28 protein-coding genes and 1 tRNA gene are annotated in these 20,711 nt (G+C 30.5%); 13 read left to right on the plus strand and 16 right to left on the minus strand.

The features are described 5' to 3' along the window. Window positions 1–2 precede the first annotated feature (2 nt). Both MFS40622_RS07395 and MFS40622_RS07400 read left to right on the plus strand, forming a co-directional pair. Complete coding sequence (locus MFS40622_RS07395) at window positions 3–518, plus strand: DUF367 family protein (RefSeq protein WP_012981048.1); 516 nt, start codon at window positions 3–5, stop codon at window positions 516–518. Window positions 519–565: 47 nt separating this feature from the next. Then, window positions 566–709: a 50S ribosomal protein L40e gene (locus tag MFS40622_RS07400; protein ID WP_010870213.1), complete on the plus strand. Its 144-nt coding sequence runs from the start codon at window positions 566–568 to the stop codon at window positions 707–709. A 146-nt stretch (window positions 710–855) separates the two neighbouring features. On the opposite strand, the gene MFS40622_RS07405 is transcribed toward MFS40622_RS07400, so the two are convergent. The 6 genes from MFS40622_RS07405 to MFS40622_RS07425 are packed head-to-tail and all read right to left on the minus strand — an operon-like array spanning window position 856 to window position 5,035. Continuing rightward, window positions 856–1,500 carry a stage II sporulation protein M gene (locus MFS40622_RS07405; protein ID WP_012981049.1) on the minus strand — a complete coding sequence of 215 codons (645 nt, stop codon included), beginning with the start codon at window positions 1,498–1,500 and terminating at the stop codon, window positions 856–858. A 2-nt stretch (window positions 1,501–1,502) separates the two neighbouring features. Continuing rightward, a complete protein-coding gene (gene hmgA / locus MFS40622_RS07410) occupies window positions 1,503–2,717 on the minus strand; it encodes a hydroxymethylglutaryl-CoA reductase (NADPH) (RefSeq protein WP_012981050.1) in 1,215 nt (404 codons plus the stop codon). Window positions 2,718–2,732: 15 nt separating this feature from the next. Further along, window positions 2,733–3,959 carry a hypothetical protein gene (locus MFS40622_RS07415; protein ID WP_012981051.1) on the minus strand — a complete coding sequence of 409 codons (1,227 nt, stop codon included), beginning with the start codon at window positions 3,957–3,959 and terminating at the stop codon, window positions 2,733–2,735. A 49-nt stretch (window positions 3,960–4,008) separates the two neighbouring features. Continuing rightward, entirely contained in the window at window positions 4,009–4,167 is a 159-nt protein-coding gene (locus tag MFS40622_RS09730) for a hypothetical protein (protein WP_156770006.1), read from the minus strand. Window positions 4,168–4,177: 10 nt separating this feature from the next. After that, window positions 4,178–4,321 carry a nucleotidyltransferase domain-containing protein gene (locus MFS40622_RS09815; RefSeq protein ID WP_083771425.1) on the minus strand — a complete coding sequence of 48 codons (144 nt, stop codon included), beginning with the start codon at window positions 4,319–4,321 and terminating at the stop codon, window positions 4,178–4,180. Continuing rightward, window positions 4,322–5,035, minus strand: a complete 714-nt coding sequence (locus MFS40622_RS07425) for a HisA/HisF family protein (RefSeq protein ID WP_012981052.1) — start codon at window positions 5,033–5,035, stop codon at window positions 4,322–4,324. A gap of 81 nt (window positions 5,036–5,116) precedes the next feature. Here MFS40622_RS07425 and MFS40622_RS07430 point away from each other — a divergent pair, with 81 nt between their 5' ends. Then, window positions 5,117–5,599, plus strand: coding sequence for a hypothetical protein (locus MFS40622_RS07430; RefSeq protein WP_048197509.1), 483 nt, complete (start codon window positions 5,117–5,119; stop codon window positions 5,597–5,599). Here MFS40622_RS07430 and MFS40622_RS07435 read toward each other — a convergent pair. From MFS40622_RS07435 to MFS40622_RS07450, 4 genes are read right to left on the minus strand one after another with little or no spacing between them, the layout of a single operon-like run. Continuing rightward, window positions 5,596–5,946 (minus strand): hypothetical protein, encoded by a 351-nt coding sequence (locus MFS40622_RS07435; RefSeq protein WP_048197510.1) that lies wholly within the window; start codon window positions 5,944–5,946, stop codon window positions 5,596–5,598. The genes MFS40622_RS07430 and MFS40622_RS07435 overlap by 4 nt on opposite strands. A 15-nt stretch (window positions 5,947–5,961) precedes the next feature. Then, window positions 5,962–7,746, minus strand: coding sequence for a DNA-directed DNA polymerase II small subunit (locus MFS40622_RS07440; protein WP_012981055.1), 1,785 nt, complete (start codon window positions 7,744–7,746; stop codon window positions 5,962–5,964). After that, window positions 7,730–8,830: a hypothetical protein gene (locus MFS40622_RS07445; protein WP_012981056.1), complete on the minus strand. Its 1,101-nt coding sequence runs from the start codon at window positions 8,828–8,830 to the stop codon at window positions 7,730–7,732. Before MFS40622_RS07445 ends, MFS40622_RS07440 begins: the two co-directional genes overlap by 17 nt. A 5-nt stretch (window positions 8,831–8,835) precedes the next feature. Continuing rightward, window positions 8,836–9,810, minus strand: coding sequence for a mechanosensitive ion channel family protein (locus MFS40622_RS07450; RefSeq protein WP_012981057.1), 975 nt, complete (start codon window positions 9,808–9,810; stop codon window positions 8,836–8,838). A gap of 17 nt (window positions 9,811–9,827) precedes the next feature. Between MFS40622_RS07450 and MFS40622_RS07455 the strand changes: the two genes are divergently transcribed. Next, on the plus strand, window positions 9,828–10,946 hold the full coding sequence (locus MFS40622_RS07455; protein ID WP_012981058.1) for an amidohydrolase family protein: 1,119 nt from the start codon (window positions 9,828–9,830) through the stop codon (window positions 10,944–10,946). A gap of 46 nt (window positions 10,947–10,992) precedes the next feature. Here the strand turns inward: MFS40622_RS07455 and hisB are convergent, their stop codons facing one another. From hisB to MFS40622_RS07470, 3 genes are all read right to left on the minus strand, one after another. Further along, complete coding sequence (hisB, locus tag MFS40622_RS07460) at window positions 10,993–11,571, minus strand: imidazoleglycerol-phosphate dehydratase HisB (protein WP_012981059.1); 579 nt, start codon at window positions 11,569–11,571, stop codon at window positions 10,993–10,995. A 55-nt stretch (window positions 11,572–11,626) separates the two neighbouring features. Then, window positions 11,627–12,316, minus strand: coding sequence for a fibrillarin-like rRNA/tRNA 2'-O-methyltransferase (locus MFS40622_RS07465; protein WP_012981060.1), 690 nt, complete (start codon window positions 12,314–12,316; stop codon window positions 11,627–11,629). Between the two features lie 66 nt (window positions 12,317–12,382). After that, the gene (locus MFS40622_RS07470) at window positions 12,383–13,123 is read right to left on the minus strand and encodes a hypothetical protein (RefSeq protein ID WP_012981061.1); all 741 of its coding nucleotides are present in this window, start codon (window positions 13,121–13,123) and stop codon (window positions 12,383–12,385) included. A 156-nt stretch (window positions 13,124–13,279) separates the two neighbouring features. Between MFS40622_RS07470 and MFS40622_RS07475 the strand changes: the two genes are divergently transcribed. Next, on the plus strand, window positions 13,280–13,804 hold the full coding sequence (locus MFS40622_RS07475) for a DUF986 family protein (RefSeq protein WP_012981062.1): 525 nt from the start codon (window positions 13,280–13,282) through the stop codon (window positions 13,802–13,804). Between the two features lie 4 nt (window positions 13,805–13,808). Then, on the plus strand, window positions 13,809–14,261 hold the full coding sequence (locus tag MFS40622_RS07480) for a hypothetical protein (RefSeq protein ID WP_012981063.1): 453 nt from the start codon (window positions 13,809–13,811) through the stop codon (window positions 14,259–14,261). Between the two features lie 112 nt (window positions 14,262–14,373). Here MFS40622_RS07480 and MFS40622_RS07485 read toward each other — a convergent pair whose 3' ends face one another. Continuing rightward, complete coding sequence (locus MFS40622_RS07485; RefSeq protein WP_048197512.1) at window positions 14,374–15,618, minus strand: hypothetical protein; 1,245 nt, start codon at window positions 15,616–15,618, stop codon at window positions 14,374–14,376. Between the two features lie 98 nt (window positions 15,619–15,716). On the opposite strand from MFS40622_RS07485, the gene MFS40622_RS07490 reads away from it, so the two are divergent. The 6 genes from MFS40622_RS07490 to MFS40622_RS07515 all read left to right on the plus strand — a co-directional run bounded on the left by MFS40622_RS07490 (window position 15,717) and on the right by MFS40622_RS07515 (window position 18,239). Beyond that, entirely contained in the window at window positions 15,717–16,334 is a 618-nt protein-coding gene (locus tag MFS40622_RS07490) for a ThiF family adenylyltransferase (protein ID WP_012981066.1), read from the plus strand. A 47-nt stretch (window positions 16,335–16,381) separates the two neighbouring features. After that, window positions 16,382–16,456, plus strand: a tRNA-Cys gene (locus MFS40622_RS07495). A gap of 232 nt (window positions 16,457–16,688) precedes the next feature. Continuing rightward, the gene (locus MFS40622_RS07500; protein WP_012981067.1) at window positions 16,689–17,135 is read left to right on the plus strand and encodes a 30S ribosomal protein S19e; all 447 of its coding nucleotides are present in this window, start codon (window positions 16,689–16,691) and stop codon (window positions 17,133–17,135) included. Window positions 17,136–17,146: 11 nt separating this feature from the next. Beyond that, window positions 17,147–17,476, plus strand: a complete 330-nt coding sequence (locus MFS40622_RS07505; protein WP_012981068.1) for a DNA-binding protein — start codon at window positions 17,147–17,149, stop codon at window positions 17,474–17,476. A gap of 5 nt (window positions 17,477–17,481) precedes the next feature. Beyond that, window positions 17,482–18,075: a 7-cyano-7-deazaguanine synthase gene (locus MFS40622_RS07510; RefSeq protein ID WP_012981069.1), complete on the plus strand. Its 594-nt coding sequence runs from the start codon at window positions 17,482–17,484 to the stop codon at window positions 18,073–18,075. 8 nt (window positions 18,076–18,083) lie between these two features. Beyond that, entirely contained in the window at window positions 18,084–18,239 is a 156-nt protein-coding gene (locus MFS40622_RS07515) for a 50S ribosomal protein L39e (RefSeq protein ID WP_012981070.1), read from the plus strand. Window positions 18,240–18,394: 155 nt separating this feature from the next. Here MFS40622_RS07515 and MFS40622_RS07520 read toward each other — a convergent pair whose 3' ends face one another. Beyond that, window positions 18,395–18,802 carry a UPF0146 family protein gene (locus tag MFS40622_RS07520; protein ID WP_012981071.1) on the minus strand — a complete coding sequence of 136 codons (408 nt, stop codon included), beginning with the start codon at window positions 18,800–18,802 and terminating at the stop codon, window positions 18,395–18,397. A 108-nt stretch (window positions 18,803–18,910) separates the two neighbouring features. On the opposite strand from MFS40622_RS07520, the gene MFS40622_RS07525 reads away from it, so the two are divergent. Beyond that, window positions 18,911–19,918, plus strand: a complete 1,008-nt coding sequence (locus tag MFS40622_RS07525) for an outer membrane lipoprotein-sorting protein (RefSeq protein ID WP_012981072.1) — start codon at window positions 18,911–18,913, stop codon at window positions 19,916–19,918. A gap of 13 nt (window positions 19,919–19,931) precedes the next feature. Here the strand turns inward: MFS40622_RS07525 and MFS40622_RS07530 are convergent, their stop codons facing one another. Next, window positions 19,932–20,684: an AAA family ATPase gene (locus tag MFS40622_RS07530; RefSeq protein WP_012981073.1), complete on the minus strand. Its 753-nt coding sequence runs from the start codon at window positions 20,682–20,684 to the stop codon at window positions 19,932–19,934. Between the last annotated feature and the right edge of the window lie 27 nt (window positions 20,685–20,711).

A 20,711-nucleotide genomic window follows, 5' to 3' on the forward strand; every position in this document is an offset into this window, starting at 1 on the left:
CAATGCCAAAGCTTTTCATATATCATGCAAATCAGTGCAATCCAAAAAAATGCACATCCTTAAAAATGGCTAAGATGAATAAAGCCATTTTGTTAAAAAACCCTTATAAAGTTCCAAAAAACTCAATAATTCTAAATCCTTATGCTGAAAAAGCTCTATCTCCAGAAGATAAAAAGATAGTGGAAAAATTTGGTATAACAGCTCTTGATTGTTCATGGAAAGAAGCAGAGTTAATGTTTAAGAAATTTAAATTTAAAAATCAAAGGTCTCTACCGTTTTTAATTGCCTGCAATCCAATAAATTATGGTAAGCCATGCATGCTTTCGACATTAGAAGCTTTCATCGCCGCTTTATATATAACTAACTTTAAGGATGAGGCATTGGATTTAACTGGTTGTTTCAAATGGGCAGAAACATTTATAAATGTTAATAATGAATTATTAGAGAGATACTCAAATGCTAAAAATTCAATGGAAGTTGTAGAGATTCAAAAAACATACCTTAATCAAAAGTTTTAATAGTGGAAAGTTATTAAAATTATCAAAAATCTTTATAGGTGATAAAAATGCCATTTGAAGAAGCAATGAAAAGGTTATTTATGAAAAAGATTTGTATGAGATGTAATGCAAGAAACCCTTGGAGAGCTACAAAGTGTAGAAAATGTGGATACAAAGGTTTAAGACCAAAAGCAAAAGAACCGAGAGGATAAACGAGTTATTTTATGTTCCATAGGGGGCTTTGCCCCCTATTGGTATACCCCCATTATTAATTTTTAAGATACTAAATATAACAAAATCCTTATGGGAAAAACGAGTTATTTTATTTTCTTTTTTATATTTACCTAGAGATTTAATTTTAAGAGAACATGGTTTTAGCAATATGAAAGGTTATAGTACCTTCAACAATTCCAGCAACTATAAATAGGAGCATAGATAGGATAAGTAATTTTAAGGACTCTTTTATGTAATATAAAACTTCTCTTTTAGTTCCAAATTTGATATTTATAAGGAAATTCACTAACCCAATGTTAAATAAAACCCCACTTGATGCTGAAAGTATTAAAGCTGGAATTTCAATGATTCCATGTGGTAAAACTAAATAGATGAAACTTTTAATGCCAAATTTATAGAGTACGTATGACATTATGTAAGAGTTCAATACAATAACGAATATTGAGAAAATCCCAATGATATAGTTTAAAATACAGACAGTTAGGTTATTTTTCCAAATGGCCAGTATTATGGCTGAGCTATCTTCATTTAATGTGATTTTTAGATTTTCAACATGTTTTTGAAAGTTTTGGAAGATTATATTTCCTAAATATGAGAAATATTTTACATCAGCTATTAAAATATACGAAATTGTTAAAGATAAGATAAAAACCAAACTAACAAATAATACAACTTTTCTATTCTTTATAGGGCTTTTTAGGATTTCTTTTAAATCAAATATCTCTTCCAATGCATCCATTAAGACCATCATTAAATAGGCATCTCTCATAATTATCTACCTAATTCTTGATGAGCTTTTCCTAAGTGACCAGCAGCTAAAGCTCCTAATAGAGATAACTCTCCAGCTAACACAGCCCCTCCAACAATCTCAGCAAACTTTAAAGCTTTGTTATCTCCATAGCAACCAAGCATCTCTAAGCATTCTTTCTGAGTTTCAACCCTTGTCCCCCCTCCAATAGTCCCTATTGGAACATCTGGAAGTGTAACTGAAAAGTATAGTCCGTTATCTTCAACTTCTGCCATTGTTATTCCCAAACTACCTTCGACTATTTGAGCCTCATCTTGCCCAGTAGCTAAGAATATAGCTCCAATAATATTTGCATAATGGGCATTGAATCCCATACTGTTGCTTATTGCTGAACCTATATAGTTCTTTAACCTATTTACTTCAGCAATTGCTTCAGATGTTGTTTTTAAATATTTATTAACCTCTTTTTCTTCTAAATAAATCTCTGCTACAATAGACTTACCTCTACCATTAATTAGATTCATTCCACTTGGCTTTTTATCTACACAGGCGTTTCCACTAACAGCAACTGTTTTAACAAATATGCCCTCTTTTTTTAGTTCTTCTTCTATAAAGTTGCATGCCTTTTCTGTGGCAATGGTAACCATGTTCATGCCCATGGCATCTCCAGTTTTAAATACAAATCTTGGATATAGATTTCTACCAACGATTAAAATTGGTTCTATTTTTATTAGCTTTCCGTGCCTTGTTGTTGATTCAGCAACTTCCTTTATCTTTTCAAAGTTTTCTTTAATCCAATCTCTAACTTTAATGGCATCTACAATACTCTTTGTTTTTAAGCAAGGAGCTCTTGTCATCTTATCATCTATAACTCTAACAGTTGCCCCCCCACATTTTGTTATTATTGAGCAACCTCTATTAACTGATGCCACCAAAGCTCCTTCAGTTGTTGCCAATGGGATATAAAACTCTCCCTTTGCATATTCTCCGTTAATCTTTAAAGGCCCAGCAAAGCCTAATGGTATTTGGATAGCTCCAATCATATTTTCTATATTCTTCTTCATAGCCATTTCTTCATCTATTGAGTAATTGCAGATATGCTTAAACTCTATTCCAACCTTCTTTTCAATGAATTTTCTTCTAATTTCAGTGGCTATTTTTGAGTTGAACATCTTATCCAATTGATATGGCTTTAACTCTCCATTTAGCATCTTTTCAAGGATGTCATTATAGTTCATTTTATCACCAGAAATTTAGTTTGGATTATTTCTAATGGTTTCAAGTTTCTCGTCACATTTATCAATTAGATTTTTAAAAGCTTCTAATCCTTTTTCTGAATATGGCTCATTTTTCCAATTTATACTACTTATACAGCTTTTTCTATACTTAGCTTTTAATTTATTAAGTATATCTAAAAAATCTTTGAGGTATTTTTCACGATTTTCATCTTCAATAAACATCCAATATTTATCAAAATTTTTATTTATCATATTTAAACACTTTACTACTGCATAAACATCTTTTGCTTCAATTCTCTTCTTAATAATTTCATAAACTGCATATAATCTTGATTCAGCATCAGTTAAATCACCATAACCTCCCGATGTGTCTCCTCTATCTCTACCCCTTAGAATTAAATCAACTGCATATTTTGGATTTATAACATTTGCAAATGCTTTTATATATAAGCCATACATTAAGAAATTTAACATTATGATGTAATAAATAATTCCGTAATCAATTACGTGTAATTGGACATGAGTTAATGAAATAAGGATAAGTAAAAACACAGTGGTAAATGAAAATGCTACAAAAGTTAGAAATCTCTCATCTCTAACCCATATCCACATTAAAATATTACTTAACCTATCTGATGATGTTTGAATAATAACCCAAGAAATTGATACAAGTAATGCTGAGATAGTTGCTAAGATACCTCCTACTGTAAGGAAATTACCACAATCATTCTCAACATATTTTGCATTTGACATTAGAAAATCTGAAATTGTACTGTTTGTAGTATTAAGAATTAAATATCCTACATGACTTAAAACCAATGCTACTGCAATTGATGCTACTATTGATAAAATAAAAAGATAATTCTGAAAAGTGAGTTTTAGGATTTCAGTAGTATTCCAATCAAAAATTTCTATAATTTCTTCTTTAAAATCTGAAAGAATCATAAGTGTTGAAAAAACAGCATAAATATATAAAACAAAAAGTTCTGGATTTTGAGGTATATAGTTTTGAGGGATTATTATTTTAAAAATTAATAATATTACTGATAATGTCACTAACAATAGTAAAGAGATAATTGATTGTATAAATTTTTTGTATTTTTCTTCTGAACACAGTAGTAGAATAAGTAATAACATTATAAAAATAAAGAAAGCTAAATTAAATCCAGGAATTGACACAGAAATAATTGCTCCCACCACTAAGCCTACAATTACTCCAACTGCCTTAGTAAGCTTATTCATCGCCCCACCTATTGCCCATTAAAAATTAAGTATAGCAAATAATTCAACTTCATTCAACTACAACACCATCCTTTAATATATTTCTATAGAAAGAAGTATTTAGCCTCTTTATTTGGTTGAATTCTTCAACTGAAAGAACTTTTGCTGAAATATAGATGCCATATTCAAGCAATATTTTAATAACAACATCAGAAACTAATTTCTGCATTTTAAATGAATCATAGTTTGTTAATAATTAAAACATCTATGTCAGAATCTTCCCTATCTTCTCCCCTCGCTACTGAACCATAAAGAATAATTTTTACAATTTTTTCTTTATAGTTCTTTTTTAGTTCATCAACAAATGACTTTAAAATATCTATTTATTTTCTGTCATATTTATCACTAAATTTACTAATAATTTCCTCCAAATCTAAAATCCCTTTATGTATTGCCGTTGCTATCAAAACTCCATCAACCCCCAAATTATAGCATAGCTCCAAATCATCCATCCCTTTAATTCCACCACCAACATATACTGGATTGTTGGTTTTATCTAAGACATATTTTATAAGCTCTACATTAATACCTCTTTGAGTTCCAACTGAAGAAATATCTAATATTGTTAGTGGAGTATCCTCTCTGACATAAGATAGTATTCCATCCAAACTATAATCTTTAAAATTTTTATCTAATAAAAGCTCTCCATTTTTGAAATCTAAGCTAACAACTATGTCTTTTTCTTTAAGCAATTCAATATCCTTTAATGTCTCTGTTGCTACAATTGCCTTATCATCTTTATTTAAAATTTTTTTGATATTTTCTAAGTCCTCTCTTCTCTTTACTCCAATATCAACAATCTTATTTACAAAATCTATCTCTTTTATAACCTCAAAGTTGTCTCCATTACCCATTATAAAGTTTAAGTCCGCTATATAGATAGTTTCAGCTCCTCTTTCTTTATATGCCATTGCTACATCAATTGGATTTGGTGAATTGCAGATAACTGATTTTAGTGGTTTATATTCATCCCTATTCCCACTTTTTCCATGCACAGCTATCTTATTCATTAAATCAATAACTGGGATTATTTGCATCTTCTCACCAAAATTATTTGATGGAAAAATTTAAATCAATGTATGGTTAAGATAAATATAAATCCAAAAAATGGTGAAATAGTGGATATTGGCCTTATAGTTCTCATTGCATCAATATTTATTTTTGGATGCATATTTATCTTTTGTTTAAACCTACTATTTAAGAGAATGTTTGGAGTTGATAATGACTTTAAGGAATTCTCCAACTTAAATAAAAACATTAAAAGAGATAAAATCATTGTATCATTGATTAGCTTAGCTACAACAATACTTTTTATTAAACTGTTTAACCTTAAATTCAACATCATAGTTTTTGTTATTGTTTATATTATCATTAGAACTCTTTTTGAGATTATTATCTATAAAAAACTTCCTTCTATTAAAATCTCTAAAGATACCTTAATATTGTGGATTTCACTATGTTTTATGATTGCATGTTGGTATTTTGTGCCTAAACTATTGAGTTATTTTGGAATATCAAACCAAATAATTACAGTTATTTTAGCTTTTATTATGCCTATACTGTTATTATTGCTTTTCATTGCTGTATTTGTAGAATTTTAGAGATTTATTGCTATAATTATATAGATGAGTTCAATAACTGCAAATATTGATATCAATACAGTAATTATAAGCATTGATTTCATAAATGCAGATGCAAATTTAAACCGATTAAACATTTCGTAGGTTTTACGAAACATCAGATGTCTAACAAGCATAGATAGCAATATAAACATAAATATTAGAGTATTCAGCAAAAATAGGGACTCACTATCAGCAGTTGTTTTAGATAAAATTGTAAAAAATATAATCAGCATTAAGAAAATGTTATCTATCACATTCCAGTTTTTATCAGTGTATAGGTATTTTATGCCCTTAAATGCTTTTTTTATAGCTAACATAAAGCCCATCTCATCCCCAAAAAATCAATATCTAACCTCTAAAACCCCTCTATCCCATTCTAAATAATGTCCTTTCTCTCCAACCTTTGCCATATTTATTATTGGGACTATTGCGGGAGTTGGGCTAATTCCCATTCTCTTCTGGAAATCTGTCTGTTCTTGGAAAGTCCCACTATTAACCATAACAACTCCTCTATAAATTCCATAACCATTAATGTGTATATGTCCAGTGTGTAAAATATCAATATCCCTATCTATAACTAAGTAATCTTTATGTTCTGGGGCTATTGGACATCTTCCTCCATAGGTTGGACATAATAATCTTCTTTTTATCAATTCTTTCATAATAGTTACTGGATTTTCATAACTTGCTGTTCTTATCTGCCCAACTAAGTCGTCAAAGCTTCTACCGTGATATAATAAGGTATCAAAGCCATGAATATTGAGAGTGCATGGATTCCCTACAAAGTAAATATTATCCCTATTAAATAGCTTTGCTATTTTGTCAGGCAGTTTTGGTTGAGGTTCTGCAGGTCTAACAGCATCGTGGTTTCCGGGAGAGATTATTATGCTTATATGCTCAGGAATTTGTTCTATATACATTGCTATCTCTCTATACTGCTCCATAATATCTACTTCATATAAATCCTCCTCCTGTCCGGGATAAACTCCAACTCCATCAACCAAATCTCCAGCAATGCAGATGTATTTTAATCTGCTAACAACTTTTTCCTCTAACTCATTATCAACATCTCCATTTAAAAATCTAACGAATTTTTCAAACTCTTTATGTAAAAACTCCTTACTTCCAACGTGAATATCTGATAAAAATGCCATATATATTTCTTCATCAATTCTTTTTGGCTCTTTTGGTGGAAATACTGGTCGTATAATTTCATCAACATATATTGAACTTCCTGTTCTATTAACAGTTCCAATGGCTCCAATAACTTCATCCAACAAAATATCGTCCGGCAACTGCCCTCTTTCAATTTTTTCTTTTGGTAAAATTAAGGTTATCTCATCTTCGGTGTCTTCAATTCTGACTATTAAATTCCCATTCTTTGCTGTATCCACATCACTAACAATTCCTACAACAAAAACATCCTTCTGCCCTTTCATCCTCTTTATATCCTTTAAAGGATATCCTTTCCTCTGAGCCTTTCTTTCAATAAAAACCTTTAATCTTTCAAATCTGTCTCTAAAGTATTTAACAAAATCTTCAATGGTTCCAGTGCATGTGGATTTTCCAGAAACGTCTGAATCGTCATATATCTTAATTATAGCATCTATATCCTTAGCTATCCACTTTATTCTGCTACTTACACTCTCTCTTATTTTTGATATTCTTTCATACCTTTTAGCTCTCTCAGCATTAAAATCTTCCTTTTTTTCTTCTTTGGAAATTAGTTGTTTTAATTTTTCCTCAAGGTCTTCCTCAGGTTTTTTTATTAGTTCTGGTTTTTCTTCTTTCTTTATGAATTCTACCTTTTCTACTTCTATTTTCTCTTTAGTTTCTTTTTCAATTTCTTCTTTTATTTCTTTAAGTTTTTCTTCAACTTTTTCTCCAGTATAGTAAAATATAAAATCAAAATCCTTATATTCATTTATTATTTCATTCAAATCTTTTTGTAAAAAAATGTCTAAAAACTTCTCATCCAACAAAATAAAAGCGTCGTTGTATTTTTTAAATTCTTTAATTTTTTCAATTAAGAGGTTAATTTTTTCTTCAGCAAAATCTTTTAGCTTTTCATAGACAGTTGGAGATAGCAGAACCTCAATATCTAAGAACTCATTTATTATTTCCATTTCTATCCTCCTTTTTCATCTTCTTAAATTTCTCTTTCTTTAGATGCCTATTTATATTGTAGCAGAGGTAATCTAAAGGATGAATAATAAACTTTTTCTTACAAATCTCATCTGGTTTGCAGTAATAACTTAATCCTTTTCCTCCATCAGATTGCCAGTTTTTGCAATACTCACAATGGGTTAATCTTCCATGACCTACTTTATAGCCAATATTGTGCATAATATAGTATCTTGTCTTCTTTTCATCGAAATCTTCAACGTTCTTAAACATCATCTCAATAAGTTCATCTATAAACTTCTCAATTTCTTCCTCAGAGGCAATATCTGTGGCTGAGATATTTACCAAATTTCCATTCTTATCTAAAGGTCTTAAATTAGGGTTAAATTTAGCACAGAACCAATAAACTACAAAACTTCTTCTTGCATAATGCGATGGAGAGCCACCACTTAAAATGTCGTTTAAAATCCCTCTAATACATGGCGGATGCCATTCTAACGGGATATTTCCTTTAAAGTTTAATGCTTTAATACCTTCAATATGCTCATATTTAATTTTATCTTTTAGGTAATTATTTATCTCGTCTAATAATTTTTTTATTATATCATCATCTGGCAGTTTTACCTGTTTAGCCATATCTCCGAGTTTTTTTAACTCTACTCTAATAAATTCTCTTGCATAGATCTCTTTAATTTCAGTTATATCAACATATCCGTTTTCTAAATCTAATCGCTCTAAGTGTAAATCGTTATTTCTTGATTTTGAAGCAGTTTTTATAAATTCCCAGACGGAAATTTTATTTGGAAGATTCTTCATAACTTCAAATTTTTTCATTTCAGCATAATTTTTTACAAATGCATTAAAGTAGGATGTGTGGGATAATAAAATAATTAGGAGATAATCGATTAGAGCGTCTAATTTATCTTTTTCTATATTATCAAAATTTGAATAATTTCTTAAATCTCTCTCATATTCCTTATTTTCTTCAAAAATATATTTTAACTTGGAGATTATTAGTAACTTATAATCGTTCAACGCCTTTAAAAAATCTATTTCTTTAAATTCATCTAAATATTTTAGGAGCATAATAATCACGTATTTTTAATGCTGTTTTCAGATTTAATAACTGCCTTAATGTGTGGATAAGCTAATTTTACATCATTTTCTTTATTTACTTTTTCTAAGATTCTTTTATAAATTTCAGCACTTATTTTTGCTTTTTCATAAACATTTACTAAATAAATTACCTTTACATAAAAAGAGCTCCTTGTTATTCCAATCCTTACTATTGGCTTATCAGATAATTTCCTTGAAATGAGATATTTTCTCTTAGACCACTTTTTATACAATTCTCTCATTAAATCTCCAACAACTTCATCGGCTGATTCAAAAACAATATTTTCAGCTTTTTCTATGTTGCTGTCGTATGTAAAATGGACAATTATATTATCCCAAATATATGGTGACCCTTTTGTAAGGTTTTCTATTGAAGCGGTAAATATATAAGAATTTGGGATAATTAAAACTCTCCCCGTTGGTTCAAAATTATCTGTTGTTAATTCACTTAAATAAATGTGCTGAGTATCTATATCGAACACATCTCCAGCCCCTATATTTTTAATATAAATCCTATCTCCAATCTTTATTGTTCTTGTGTATAGGATTATTATCCACCCAGCAAAGTTCAAAATCGGCTTTTGTAGGGCATAGGTTATAGCAGCCCCAATTAACCCAACTGAAACAACTAAAGACGATACATTTTGGTAGATAACACCAAAAATCATTAAGGCAACGCAAAGATATACAAAATACTTAAAAATATAATTTAGAGTTAGATACTCTCCAGCTTTTTCTTCCCTCTTTCTTGCATACTTTCTAAATATCTCTGAGGCAATATCTACAACAATAAGCCCAGATAAAATAATTATAGCTATAATCATTATCTGGTTTTGATACTTGCCAAGTAGCATTATATAGGTCTCTAAGTTAAAAATTGATATAAGGCAGTGCAATAGGATTATTAGCAATACAATCTTTACTCCTAATTTTATCTTGTTATCAATCATAAACATCCTCAGTGGTGATGTTCTTGCTATTAAAAAGCCAATTCTTGTATGGAGAGGATTTTGAAATAAGAAAAGGAGTTTTAGTTATTGAAGATGGGATTATTAAAGGTTTTACAAATGAGCATAGTAATGAGCTTATTGAGTTTAAAGGACTTGTTATCCCACCATTAATAAATGCCCACACTCACATAGCTGATAATAGTATAAAGGATATAGGTATTAATAAAACTTTGGATGAGTTGGTTAAACCTCCAAATGGTTTGAAGCATAGATATTTGGCAGAGTGTAGTGATGATATATTAATTGAAGGCATGAAACTTGGCTTAAAAGATATGAAAGAGCATGGGATAAAATATTTTTGTGATTTTAGGGAAAATGGGGTTAAAGGGATTAATTTATTAAAAACTGCCTTAAAATGCTACGATTATCCAAAGGCAATAATCTTGGGAAGACCTACAAAGGTTGATAATGATGAGATTAAAGAGATTTTAAAAATATCCAATGGTTTAGGGCTGAGTGGAGCTAATGAATTTGAAGACGATGAGTTAAAACTAATATTTAGAGTTTTTAGGAGGTTTAAAGAAAAAGATGATAAGAAATTGTTTGCTATACATGCAGCTGAGCATAGAGGGGCTGTAGAGTATAGCTTAAACAAATATGGTATGACGGAGGTTGAGAGGTTAATAGATTTAGGAATAAAACCAGATTTTGTTGTTCATGGAACTCATCTAACATCTAATGACTTAGAGTTATTGAAAGAAAATAACATCCCAGTTGTTGCTTGTGTAAGGGCTAATTTATCTTTCAATGTAGGAATGCCAAATTTAAATGAGCTTAACGATAACTTATTGGTTGGAATTGGGACAGATAACTTCATGGCAAACTCTCCTTCAATATTTAAAGAGACGGACTTTATTTATAGACTCTACCACATAGAGCCAAAGGATATTTTAAAAATGGCTACAATAAACAATGCAAAGATTTTGAAGCTTGATAACGTTGGTTTGATAGAAGAGGGCTTTAAAGCAGTCTTTACTTTTATAAAACCAACAAATGCTATACTATTTTCTAAGAATATTGTTGCCTCTGTAGTTACCAGATGTGAGAAAGGGGATGTTGTAGATTTTAGTTTATAATCAACAAATTTATAAAAAACTCTTTTTAAACATAAAAATAAGAATTTTACAACTTAACCTCCCCTTTAGTGCTTATAACCCCCTTCCTCTCATCAATTTTTGTAGCTAAGTCTAAAGCTACCCCAAAAGCTTTAAATAAAGCCTCTGCTTTGTGATGCTCGTTCTTTCCAATTACTTCATAATGGATATTTAGCATCCCATAGCTTGCCACTGATTCAAAGAAGTGATTTATGTTTTCAGTTGCTAAATCACCAATAAATTCCCTCTTTGGTTTATAGTTGCCAACGCAGTAACTCCTTCCACTCAAATCAATAGCTACTGTAGCTCTTGCATCATCCATTGGAATTATTGCCCATCCAAACCTAAAAATATTCCTCTTTTCAATCTGATTTAGGGCTAAACCCAAGCAAATTCCAACATCTTCAACTGTGTGGTGGTCATCTATCTCTAAATCCCCTCTTGCTTTAACAATCAAATCAAAACATCCATGTTTAGCAAAAGAAGCTAATAGATGGTCAAAGAATGGGATTCCAGTATCTATTTTATATTTTCCAGTCCCATCAATGTTTATTTTTAAATAAACATTTGTCTCTTTTGTCTCTCTCATTACTTCAAAAACTCTCATAAGCATCCCTCAAAAATTAATTATTTTCCTTATAAAAAGCAATTTAATTAGATTTTTATCCTTTCCAGATACCAACAAACATGATATGGTCTTTTTCAAACGGCTCAATATCTACTTCATCAACTATCTTAAAACCTCCTGCCTCTAAAATCTCTTTCTGCTCTTTAAAAACCTCTTTTGGGTCTTTTGTAACATCAATACTCCTTGCCTTTATTGCTATCATTCCATAACCGCCTTTCTTTAAAAACCATTTAGCATTTTTAATTAAAATCTCTGCTTGATTTGGTTGGGCAACATCTTCATAGATAACATCTACTTTTTCAACAATGTTTGCATACTCTTGGGGCTTATTTGCATCTCCCAAAATTGGGATTAAGTTCTCTCTTTCAGCACATGCATCTAAAAGCTCTCTCATAATTCTTGGTGCATACTCTACAGCATATACAATGCCCTTATCTGCAATATCTGCTACGTGAGATGGGGTAGTTCCAGCTGAAGCCCCTAAGTATAAAATCTTTGAATCTCTCTTTATTGGCATAACTTTTAAACCTTTAATTATTGCTGCTGCCAATTTGCTTTTATTTGGATTCCAGATTCTATACTCATCCTCTCCAATTTTAATTATTCTCTCATCGTATACTTTCTTTCCCTTAACAATAGATTTTGTTGCTATTCTTTTTAATTCATCTCCTAAATCAACTTCATAGATGTTTTCAAAAATCTCTTTAATTTTAATGTCTTCCATTTCTATCACCAAAAAATAGATAATGGTGCTGAATATATAAATAATGCTATCAGAACAAAATAGGCATTATTTCTTAATTATTATCTTTAACCATGGAATAACATCTTCATACTCCTTATAATAATCTGGAACAATCCCAGCATCATCAACCAAAAATAATATAACCCCACTATATTTTCCATCTACTCTGTATCTAATAACTTGTCCTATTGCTTTATCCCATTCGTCCCTTCTCTTTCTTTCCTTGGAGAAGTGTTTAATCTCTACTGCAATATTTTTGATGACAATGTCTGGAATATGGATATTTCCCCTACTTGCTCCAGCTTTCTGTGGAGTGACAATTTCACTTGATAAACTACTACGGAGATAAACAACCAACTGATTTTCTAAGTCAGCTTCATTTTCTATTCTATATGGCTTAAATCCATCCTTTAGAAGTTTATACACTCTTAATAACAACTCTTCATCTTCTTTCTCTGATTTTTTAATCTCTTCGTTTAATGGGGTTTCAGTTTCTTCAATCTCATCCATATCAATGTTTTCAAAAATTATATCTAATAATTCTTGTTTGGTAGTTGATTTAGGAAGTTTTATCTCAAAGTAGGTTTCAACAATATCAAATAACTCATCTTTTGTTAATCTTGATAACAAATAGGTAAAATCATAATCAGATTCTTTTATTATTCTCTCTGCCAGCTCTTTTTTATTTCCAGATTTTTTAAGCCCCGCCTCTTCTAAAAACTGCTGAAGTTCCCATTTTTGAAAATATGTTTCTAAGATATCGACTAAGAGGTCTAACTTGTCCATCAACCCCACCCAAAAATTTTATCTACTCAAACAAATTATAAGAATTTTTTGATTAATTATGTTTATTAGATGGAAGAATGGATTATATTATTTAAAATATGACGAAAAGCTTGCAAATCTACTAAAGCCCACATAAATCAAATATAGGGGGATATTGTGAATTCCAACCTACCTTTTGCAATTGCTTTACTAATTAATAGCTTTATCTTCTATAAAATAGCAAAAATGCAACCAAAGATTAAAACCAGAGTTTTAAAGAAGATTAAAATGCATTATATTAATTTGTTATATGGGAAGAAAGGAGAATTTGATAAGAAGGCAATGCCCATATTCCTTGGATTGATGGTTATTGGTTTAGTGGCATTTGATATTTTATTGTATGTAGTTTATGGTAGTTCAACTTCAATATCTTCAATAATTGCAGAGATTTTTATTGTTCTGTCGATAATTGTTATCTGGAGTTCAATTAATAGGGAGATAGATGTTTTTATTTGTGATAATGGTATTTATTATCAAAATAAATTTATTGGTTGGGATAACATCAAAGAAGCAAAACATGAAAATGGATTTATTAAGCTTATTGGAAAAGGAAAAATCTTTTCACGAAGAATTTATTTAAAATATGAAGATGAGATTGAAAACATCATTAAATCTCAAATAGAAAAATTTAGAGGAGAGTAAAATTATGGATTTCTGGATGTGTATTTTAATATTAACCTTAATCTATCTTATTGGACTAATTATCTTTGGATTTTGGGATTTTATAAAATTTTTATCCACTAATAAAGGGAAATTATTAAAAACCTTAAAAATGAACTTATGGAAATTTAAATTTGGAAAAAGCTTTTTATTTATTCAAAATTTTATCATGGAGATTATAGCATTTGAAGAAGTTGCACTTTTTAATATTTTTAACTCTTTAATTAATGCTAAAATTAATATTTATGAGAATGGGATTGAATATGGATTTTCATTTTATAAATGGGATGAGTTTAAAGGTTATAAAATAGAAAATGGCTATATAAGATTAATTAGCAAATTTCCATTAATAGTTAGATTAATATTTATAAGAGATGTTTATTTGAAGTATGACAAAGAACTTGAGAACATAATAAAAAAGTATCTAACACAAAAATAGGGGAATTATGGATAAAATCTGGATTATATCAACTACCATAGTGGTTGTAGATGCATTGTTGTATGTTTTGTATGTTCATTATCGTGAAAAAAATAAAAAGGGTAAAAAGTGACTATTTTCTACTCTTTGTTTTTCCTATAACTTTTCTTTCCATTTTGCCTTTTTTGTCTTTTTTCTTATCTTTCTTTTTCTTAGGTTTTTCTTTTTTTCCTTTCTTTTCTTTTTTCTTTGCTTTAGGTTTCTCTTTCTTCTTTTTCTTTTTAGGTTTTGGATACTTCCTTTTAATCTCTTCAACTCTCTTATTTAACTTTTCTAAAAGTTCATCTGCTATGTAATCTCCCATATAATCAGCTCTTGCAGCTATAGCCAATTTGCATGCTAATGCCCTTGCTATCTTCCCTCTTTGCCAGTGTGGAGAACCTTGAATCAAAGGATGATTATAGATTATACCATGTTTTGGCGGTTCAGCTCCTTTTCTTAAATGGGCGAATAGAGCTTTCTCAGCCCCTAAAACTTGTATTGTTGAAGCTGGCATCTTAGATAATTTTTCCAACCCTCCAGCTAAACCTATTAATCTCGCTCCTAAGGAAACACCAGCGAGCTTTGTAATATTTGGGGCTTCTTCATTCATTAATTTTTCTAAATAGTCATATAGCTCTTTCCTCTTTTCATATAGGTGATTTATTTCCTCAGCAAATTTAACAATAGCGTTCAAATCATAATCCTCCAACTCTCCTCCCATAGAATTTTTTGCCTCCTCAGAGATTTTCCCAGCCAATTTTGATGGAAGTATCTTTTTTAACTGACTCTTGGTAAAGTTTTCTCTCTTTTTTAAATTTGTTACTAAGTTGGCATAAACTTCATGTTTATTAACTAAGTGGTCTAACTCTGGGAAATAGAGGGAATACCACTCTCTCAATCTTTCAGAAAGCAAATTTAATACTTTATCTAAATCAGATATCGCCTCTGCAACTTGGATAATGATTTTGTCCTTTTGTTGAGCATAACTCTTTATAACTTTTTTTGTTAATTCAGTTCCCCAATAGTGCATCTTCTTTCTAAATTCATCATAGTTGTTGAAGTATCCCAATTCCCTTCCAACTTCAAATAGGTTGTTTCTTAAAAACTCCCCTATATTGAATGGCTCAAGGTTAAGGGTTTCTAATTTAACTTCATCTCCCCATTCTTCTTTTAGCTCTTCTGCTATTTTATTTGGCTGAGTTTTTAATTTAAACATTATATCTGGGATTTCATCCTCGTTAAATAGTTTTTTATATTCTATATCCTCTAAGCCATTAACTTCTTTATTATCTTTAACTCCAAAAGCTCCATAAGGTGTAAATGCAGTGTAAATCAAAATAATCCCTCCATAACTTTTTAATATATAACACAACATTAAAAATTTCATAAATAAATACTTTCCTTATAGAAAAGTTCTGTTTGGATGGGATATTTATGAATGTTGAAGAGATGGAAAGAAAATTAAAGCCCAAAGGGGAAGTTTCAATAATTGGATGCGGAAGATTGGGGGTTAGGGTAGCTTTTGATTTATTAGAAGTGCATAGAGGTGGGGTAGAGAAAGTTTATGTTTTTGATAATGCTAAGATAGAAGAAAATGATATAGTTCATAGAAGATTAGGAGGAAAGGTTGGGGAATACAAAGTAGATTTTATAAAGAGATTTTTTGGAAATAGAGTTGAGGCGTTTAGAGAAAATGTAACTAAAGACAATCTTCATTTAATTAGAGGGGATGTGGCAATTATATGCATAGCTGGCGGAGATACAATCCCAACAACAAAGGCAATCATAAACTACTGCAAAGAAAGAGGTATTAAAACAATCGGAACTAATGGGGTTTTTGGTATAGAAGAAAAGATAAAGGTTTGTGATGCCAAATATGCAAAAGGTCCAGCTAAATTTTTAAATTTGGATGAAGAAGGGCATATAGTTGTAGGAACTGAGAAATTTATTAGAGATTTTGAGCCAATAACACCATATACATTAGATGAGATTGCTAGGAGGATGGTTATTGAATGTTTAAGAATATTGTGGAACAAATACTATAAAAGTTAAAACCATAAAATTTATATACTACTTCTTTATAGTTTATGTATGCAAGAGCCGGGGTAGTCTAGGGGCTAGGCAGCGGACTGCAGATCCGCCTTACGTGGGTTCAAATCCCACCCCCGGCTCCATATTTTTATGTTTGTAAGTTTTATTATTATGCTCTTTTTTGAGAGTTAGATTTCATCCTAAAGTAAGATATATATATTACTTAATCAAATTAATACTAAGCTTGTTTTATAGAATTTAGCCTTTTAATACGATGGTTATTTCCATAAAAACTTAGTGTATATAAACACAAAAATAAATAAAAAATTAAAATTAGACTAATTAAAATAAAAAATAATTGAGAGAGGTGCAAAGATGGTAACTGTATATGATGTTCCAGCTGATAAGTTAATTCAGAAGACAGCTGAAAAATTAAAAGAGATGAATATAGGAGTTCCTCCATGGGTAGATTTTGTTAAGACAGGAGTTAGCAGAGAGAGAAGACCAGACCAAGATGACTGGTGGTATATAAGATGTGCATCAATTTTAAGAAAAATCTACATTTACGGTCCAGTAGGTGTTTCAAGATTGAGAACTGCATATGGAGGAAGAAAGAACAGAGGTCACGCTCCAGAACACTTCTACAAAGGTAGTGGAAACATCATTAGAAAAGCTTTACAAGAATTAGAAAAATTAGGTTTAGTTGAAAAGACACCTGAGGGGAGAGTTGTTACTCCAAAAGGAAGAAGTTTCTTAGATAACATAGCTAAAGAAGTTAGGGATGAAATAATTAATGAAATCCCTGCTCTTGCTAAATACTAAGGGGATGCTAAATGGATGTTGAAGAAATTAAAAGAAGAAAGCTTCTTGAATTACAAAAAAAGCTTGCTGAACAGCAACAGCAAGAAGAGGCATTATTAGAAGCTGAAATGCAAAAAAGAGCATTATTAAGAAAAATATTAACTCCCGAAGCAAGGGAGAGATTAGAAAGAATAAGATTAGCAAGACCCGAATTTGCCGAAGCTATTGAAGTTCAATTAATTCAGTTAGCTCAGCTTGGAAGATTGCCAATTCCATTAAAAGATGAGGACTTTAAAGCTTTACTTGAAAGATTAAGTGCATTAACAAAGAAAAAGAGAGATATTAAAATCATTAGAAAGTGAATTCTATGGATGTTTATGTCCTATTCAGTGGAGGGAAAGATAGCTCCCTCTCAGCAGCGATATTAAAAAAGCTTGGCTATAGCCCTCATTTAATAACCATAAATTTTGGAGTCATTCCCTCTTATGAGTTAGCTCAAGAGACAGCTAAGATTCTAGGATTTAAGCATAAAGTTATAACCCTCGACAGAAAAATTGTTGAAAAAGCTGCTGATATGGTTATTGAGCATAAATATCCCTCTCCAGCCATACAGTATGTGCATAAAACCGTCTTAGAGATTTTGGCCGATGAATACAGTATTTTAGCAGATGGGACGAGGAGAGATGATAAAGTCCCAAAGCTCAGCTATTCAGAGATTCAAAGCTTAGAGATGAGGAAAAACATCCAATATATAACTCCTTTGATGGGTTTTGGATATAAAACTTTAAGGCATTTGGCAAGTGAGTTTTTTATAATAGAAGAGATAAAGAGTGGTGTTAGGCTTAGCTCTGACTACGAGGCAGAGATTAGACACATATTGAAGGAGAGAGGGAAAAATCCAGAGAAATACTTCCCTGAACATAAACAAACGAGGGTAGTTGGACTAAAAAAGGAAATTTAGGTGAGATGATGGGAAGCAACAAGCCATTAGGAAAGAAGTTGAGATTGGCTAAAGCATTAAAGCAGAACAGAAGAGTCCCATTGTTTGTTATTGTTAAAACAAGAGGGAGAGTTAGATTCCATCCAAAAATGAGATACTGGAGAAGGAAGAAATTGAAAGCTTAAATTTAAATAAGAGGCATTAATTAGGGCTGAAAGCCCTAACTTAATGTATCGGTTTTGATGAAACCGAAGCGTTAGCTTCGGGCAATGAAAACCGTTTAGGTTTTCATCTAACTTTTACTAAAAGTTTCGAAGGAAGAAATTGAAAGCTTAAATAACTATTTTTCTTTTATATAAAACACTTCCCCTTTATAATTTTTCAATTTTAGCTCTTTTATTGGCATCTCATTTAAAAGAGGTCTTATAATTAAATTAGCATTAATCTCTTTTGATAAATCTAAAATAAATAGCTGTAAATCCCTTGGAGGTCTGATGGAATATATTAAATCAATATTTTTATATAACTTTGTATTTGGATTAAATAAATCATCCTTATAGGCATTTAATCCAAACAATTTAGCTTTTTCAACTGCTTTTTCATTAATATCAACTACAATCAAATCAAAGTATTTGCTTAACTCCTTGGCTATATCAAATTTAAATCCAATTCCAACCTCAGCTATTTTCTTGCAGTTATTTTCTTCTGCAAAGTTTTTTATGAATTCAACTATTATCTCAACATTCATTTTTTCACATCTTTGAAATTTTAGAAACATTTAAATACAAATAGAATAATAACAAATTCTGTCCCAATTTGGGCTTTTACTTTACATTACTAAATTGGGAGGGGAATTATGAACTATAAATACCTAATACTGTCCTTATTTTTAATAGTTGGTATTTTCTTTGCTGGATGCACACAGCAAATGGATGCTGAAGAAATAGCAAAGAAAATGCAAGAAAAATATGAATCAATGAAGTCAATGGAGGCAGATGTTTTAATCACAATGAACATGATGGGGCAGACAAAGACGATGCAATACAAATATGCTTTTGAAAAGCCAAATAAATTTTATATGGAAAATGATGATGTTTTAATTGTCTGTGATGGAAAAACCTACTATGTCTATGATAAAAAGAAAAACCAATACACAATGGTGGAGATTAAAGGAGAGGAAAATAATCTATTTAATCCAGATTATGGAAAGTTGATAAAATCAATGCTTGAAAAATTCAATGTCTCATACCTTGGAGAAGAAAATTATGATGGAAGAAAATGCTATGTTTTAGAGCTAATTTCAAAAGAAAATCCTGAGGAAAAGATGAAGATGTATGTTGATGAAGAATACTGGCAACCTTTGAAGATAGAAATGGATGGTATGACTATAGAGTATAAGGACGTCAAATTTAATGTTGATATTCCAGACGATAAATTTAAGTTTGTTCCTCCAGAAGGGGCTAAATTGATGAGTTCTGGAAAAATGGCAATGTCAAAAAATATAGATGAAGTTCAAAAAGATGTTAGCTTTAAAATTTTAGTCCCAAAATACACTGCTGGGCTTGAATTACAAAATGCCATGGCTACAAAGCAAAATGCTAATAATGAAGAATCAGAAGCGGTAATTTTATCCTATGGAGATAATGGAGAGCTTGCAATTGCTGAAAGTAAAGATAACAAGCCATTAATGATTCCTGAAAATGATAGCAATGCAATAACATTAAAAAATGGAGTTAAAGCACTAATTTCAGATAGCGGAGATATGAAGATGCTAATCTTCCAATATAATGGTATAAAGGTAATAGTAATGGGTAAATTAGATAAAGATGAGCTTATAAAAATAGCCAATTCGATGATTGAATAAATTTTATTTTTTGTTATTTAATTATTCTTTCAGCAATCTCTTCAACTTTTTTATAAACCTCATTATCCTCTGGTAGATTCCATAAAGGAATGCCTTTTAAGTCATACTCAGCTATCTCTTTGTTATAAGGCAATTTCCCAATCAAATTTAAGCCAAGCTCTTCTGCATAGCTTTCAATTAACTCCTCATACTCTGGCTTAACCTTATTTGCAACAACGTAGATGTCTTTAAACTTAACCTCTAACTCTTGAGCTAACTTTTTAATCCTCTTTGCAGTTCCTAAGCCTCTTTTTGAAGCATCAGTTATAACAATCATCACATCTACATTTTGAGTTGTTCTTCTACTTAAATGCTCTAAACCTGCTTCAGTATCTATAACAACAAACTCATAATCCTTAGCTAAGTTATCAATAATCTGCCTAAGCCAATTATTTACACTGCAGTAACAACCACTGCCCTCTGGTCTTCCCATAACCAATAAATCATAATATTTTGTTTCAACCAAAATCTCAAAAATCTTACTTCTTAAATAATCTAATTTTGTCATTCCTGCTGGAATTTCATCCTTCTCAACTAACTTTTTTAACTCCTCTCTAATATCTCCTACTGTTTTTTTAACTTCAACACCTAATGTCTCAGGCAAATTTGAGTCTGGGTCAGCGTCAACAACTAAGATGCTGTTTGTTTTTTTGGATAATGCTTTAATTAATAAGGTTGTAAATGCTGTCTTCCCGACTCCACCTTTTCCACTAACAGCAATAATCATAATATTTCACCTATATAAGCAGATAAA

The sequence above is a fragment of the Methanocaldococcus sp. FS406-22 genome, from assembly GCF_000025525.1.
Classification (GTDB): domain Archaea; phylum AGJL01; class Methanococci; order Methanococcales; family Methanocaldococcaceae; genus Methanocaldococcus.

What these genes read in the sequence shown, in the direction of transcription:
- MFS40622_RS07395 (WP_012981048.1), top strand. Translation starts at nt 3, where the DNA reads ATGCCAAAGCTTTTCATATATCATGCAAATCAGTGCAATCCAAAAAAA.
- MFS40622_RS07400 (WP_010870213.1), top strand. Translation starts at nt 566, where the DNA reads ATGCCATTTGAAGAAGCAATGAAAAGGTTATTTATGAAAAAGATTTGT.
- MFS40622_RS07405 (WP_012981049.1), bottom strand. Translation starts at nt 1,500, where the DNA reads ATGAGAGATGCCTATTTAATGATGGTCTTAATGGATGCATTGGAAGAG.
- hmgA (WP_012981050.1), bottom strand. Translation starts at nt 2,717, where the DNA reads ATGAACTATAATGACATCCTTGAAAAGATGCTAAATGGAGAGTTAAAG.
- MFS40622_RS07415 (WP_012981051.1), bottom strand. Translation starts at nt 3,959, where the DNA reads ATGAATAAGCTTACTAAGGCAGTTGGAGTAATTGTAGGCTTAGTGGTG.
- MFS40622_RS09730 (WP_156770006.1), bottom strand. Translation starts at nt 4,167, where the DNA reads ATGCAGAAATTAGTTTCTGATGTTGTTATTAAAATATTGCTTGAATAT.
- MFS40622_RS07425 (WP_012981052.1), bottom strand. Translation starts at nt 5,035, where the DNA reads ATGCAAATAATCCCAGTTATTGATTTAATGAATAAGATAGCTGTGCAT.
- MFS40622_RS07435 (WP_048197510.1), bottom strand. Translation starts at nt 5,946, where the DNA reads ATGGGCTTTATGTTAGCTATAAAAAAAGCATTTAAGGGCATAAAATAC.
- MFS40622_RS07440 (WP_012981055.1), bottom strand. Translation starts at nt 7,746, where the DNA reads ATGGAAATAATAAATGAGTTCTTAGATATTGAGGTTCTGCTATCTCCA.
- MFS40622_RS07445 (WP_012981056.1), bottom strand. Translation starts at nt 8,830, where the DNA reads ATGCTCCTAAAATATTTAGATGAATTTAAAGAAATAGATTTTTTAAAG.
- MFS40622_RS07450 (WP_012981057.1), bottom strand. Translation starts at nt 9,810, where the DNA reads ATGATTGATAACAAGATAAAATTAGGAGTAAAGATTGTATTGCTAATA.
- MFS40622_RS07455 (WP_012981058.1), top strand. Translation starts at nt 9,828, where the DNA reads ATGTTCTTGCTATTAAAAAGCCAATTCTTGTATGGAGAGGATTTTGAA.
- hisB (WP_012981059.1), bottom strand. Translation starts at nt 11,571, where the DNA reads ATGAGAGTTTTTGAAGTAATGAGAGAGACAAAAGAGACAAATGTTTAT.
- MFS40622_RS07465 (WP_012981060.1), bottom strand. Translation starts at nt 12,316, where the DNA reads ATGGAAGACATTAAAATTAAAGAGATTTTTGAAAACATCTATGAAGTT.
- MFS40622_RS07470 (WP_012981061.1), bottom strand. Translation starts at nt 13,123, where the DNA reads ATGGACAAGTTAGACCTCTTAGTCGATATCTTAGAAACATATTTTCAA.
- MFS40622_RS07480 (WP_012981063.1), top strand. Translation starts at nt 13,809, where the DNA reads ATGGATTTCTGGATGTGTATTTTAATATTAACCTTAATCTATCTTATT.
- MFS40622_RS07490 (WP_012981066.1), top strand. Translation starts at nt 15,717, where the DNA reads ATGAATGTTGAAGAGATGGAAAGAAAATTAAAGCCCAAAGGGGAAGTT.
- MFS40622_RS07500 (WP_012981067.1), top strand. Translation starts at nt 16,689, where the DNA reads ATGGTAACTGTATATGATGTTCCAGCTGATAAGTTAATTCAGAAGACA.
- MFS40622_RS07505 (WP_012981068.1), top strand. Translation starts at nt 17,147, where the DNA reads ATGGATGTTGAAGAAATTAAAAGAAGAAAGCTTCTTGAATTACAAAAA.
- MFS40622_RS07510 (WP_012981069.1), top strand. Translation starts at nt 17,482, where the DNA reads ATGGATGTTTATGTCCTATTCAGTGGAGGGAAAGATAGCTCCCTCTCA.
- MFS40622_RS07515 (WP_012981070.1), top strand. Translation starts at nt 18,084, where the DNA reads ATGGGAAGCAACAAGCCATTAGGAAAGAAGTTGAGATTGGCTAAAGCA.
- MFS40622_RS07520 (WP_012981071.1), bottom strand. Translation starts at nt 18,802, where the DNA reads ATGAATGTTGAGATAATAGTTGAATTCATAAAAAACTTTGCAGAAGAA.
- MFS40622_RS07525 (WP_012981072.1), top strand. Translation starts at nt 18,911, where the DNA reads ATGAACTATAAATACCTAATACTGTCCTTATTTTTAATAGTTGGTATT.
- MFS40622_RS07530 (WP_012981073.1), bottom strand. Translation starts at nt 20,684, where the DNA reads ATGATTATTGCTGTTAGTGGAAAAGGTGGAGTCGGGAAGACAGCATTT.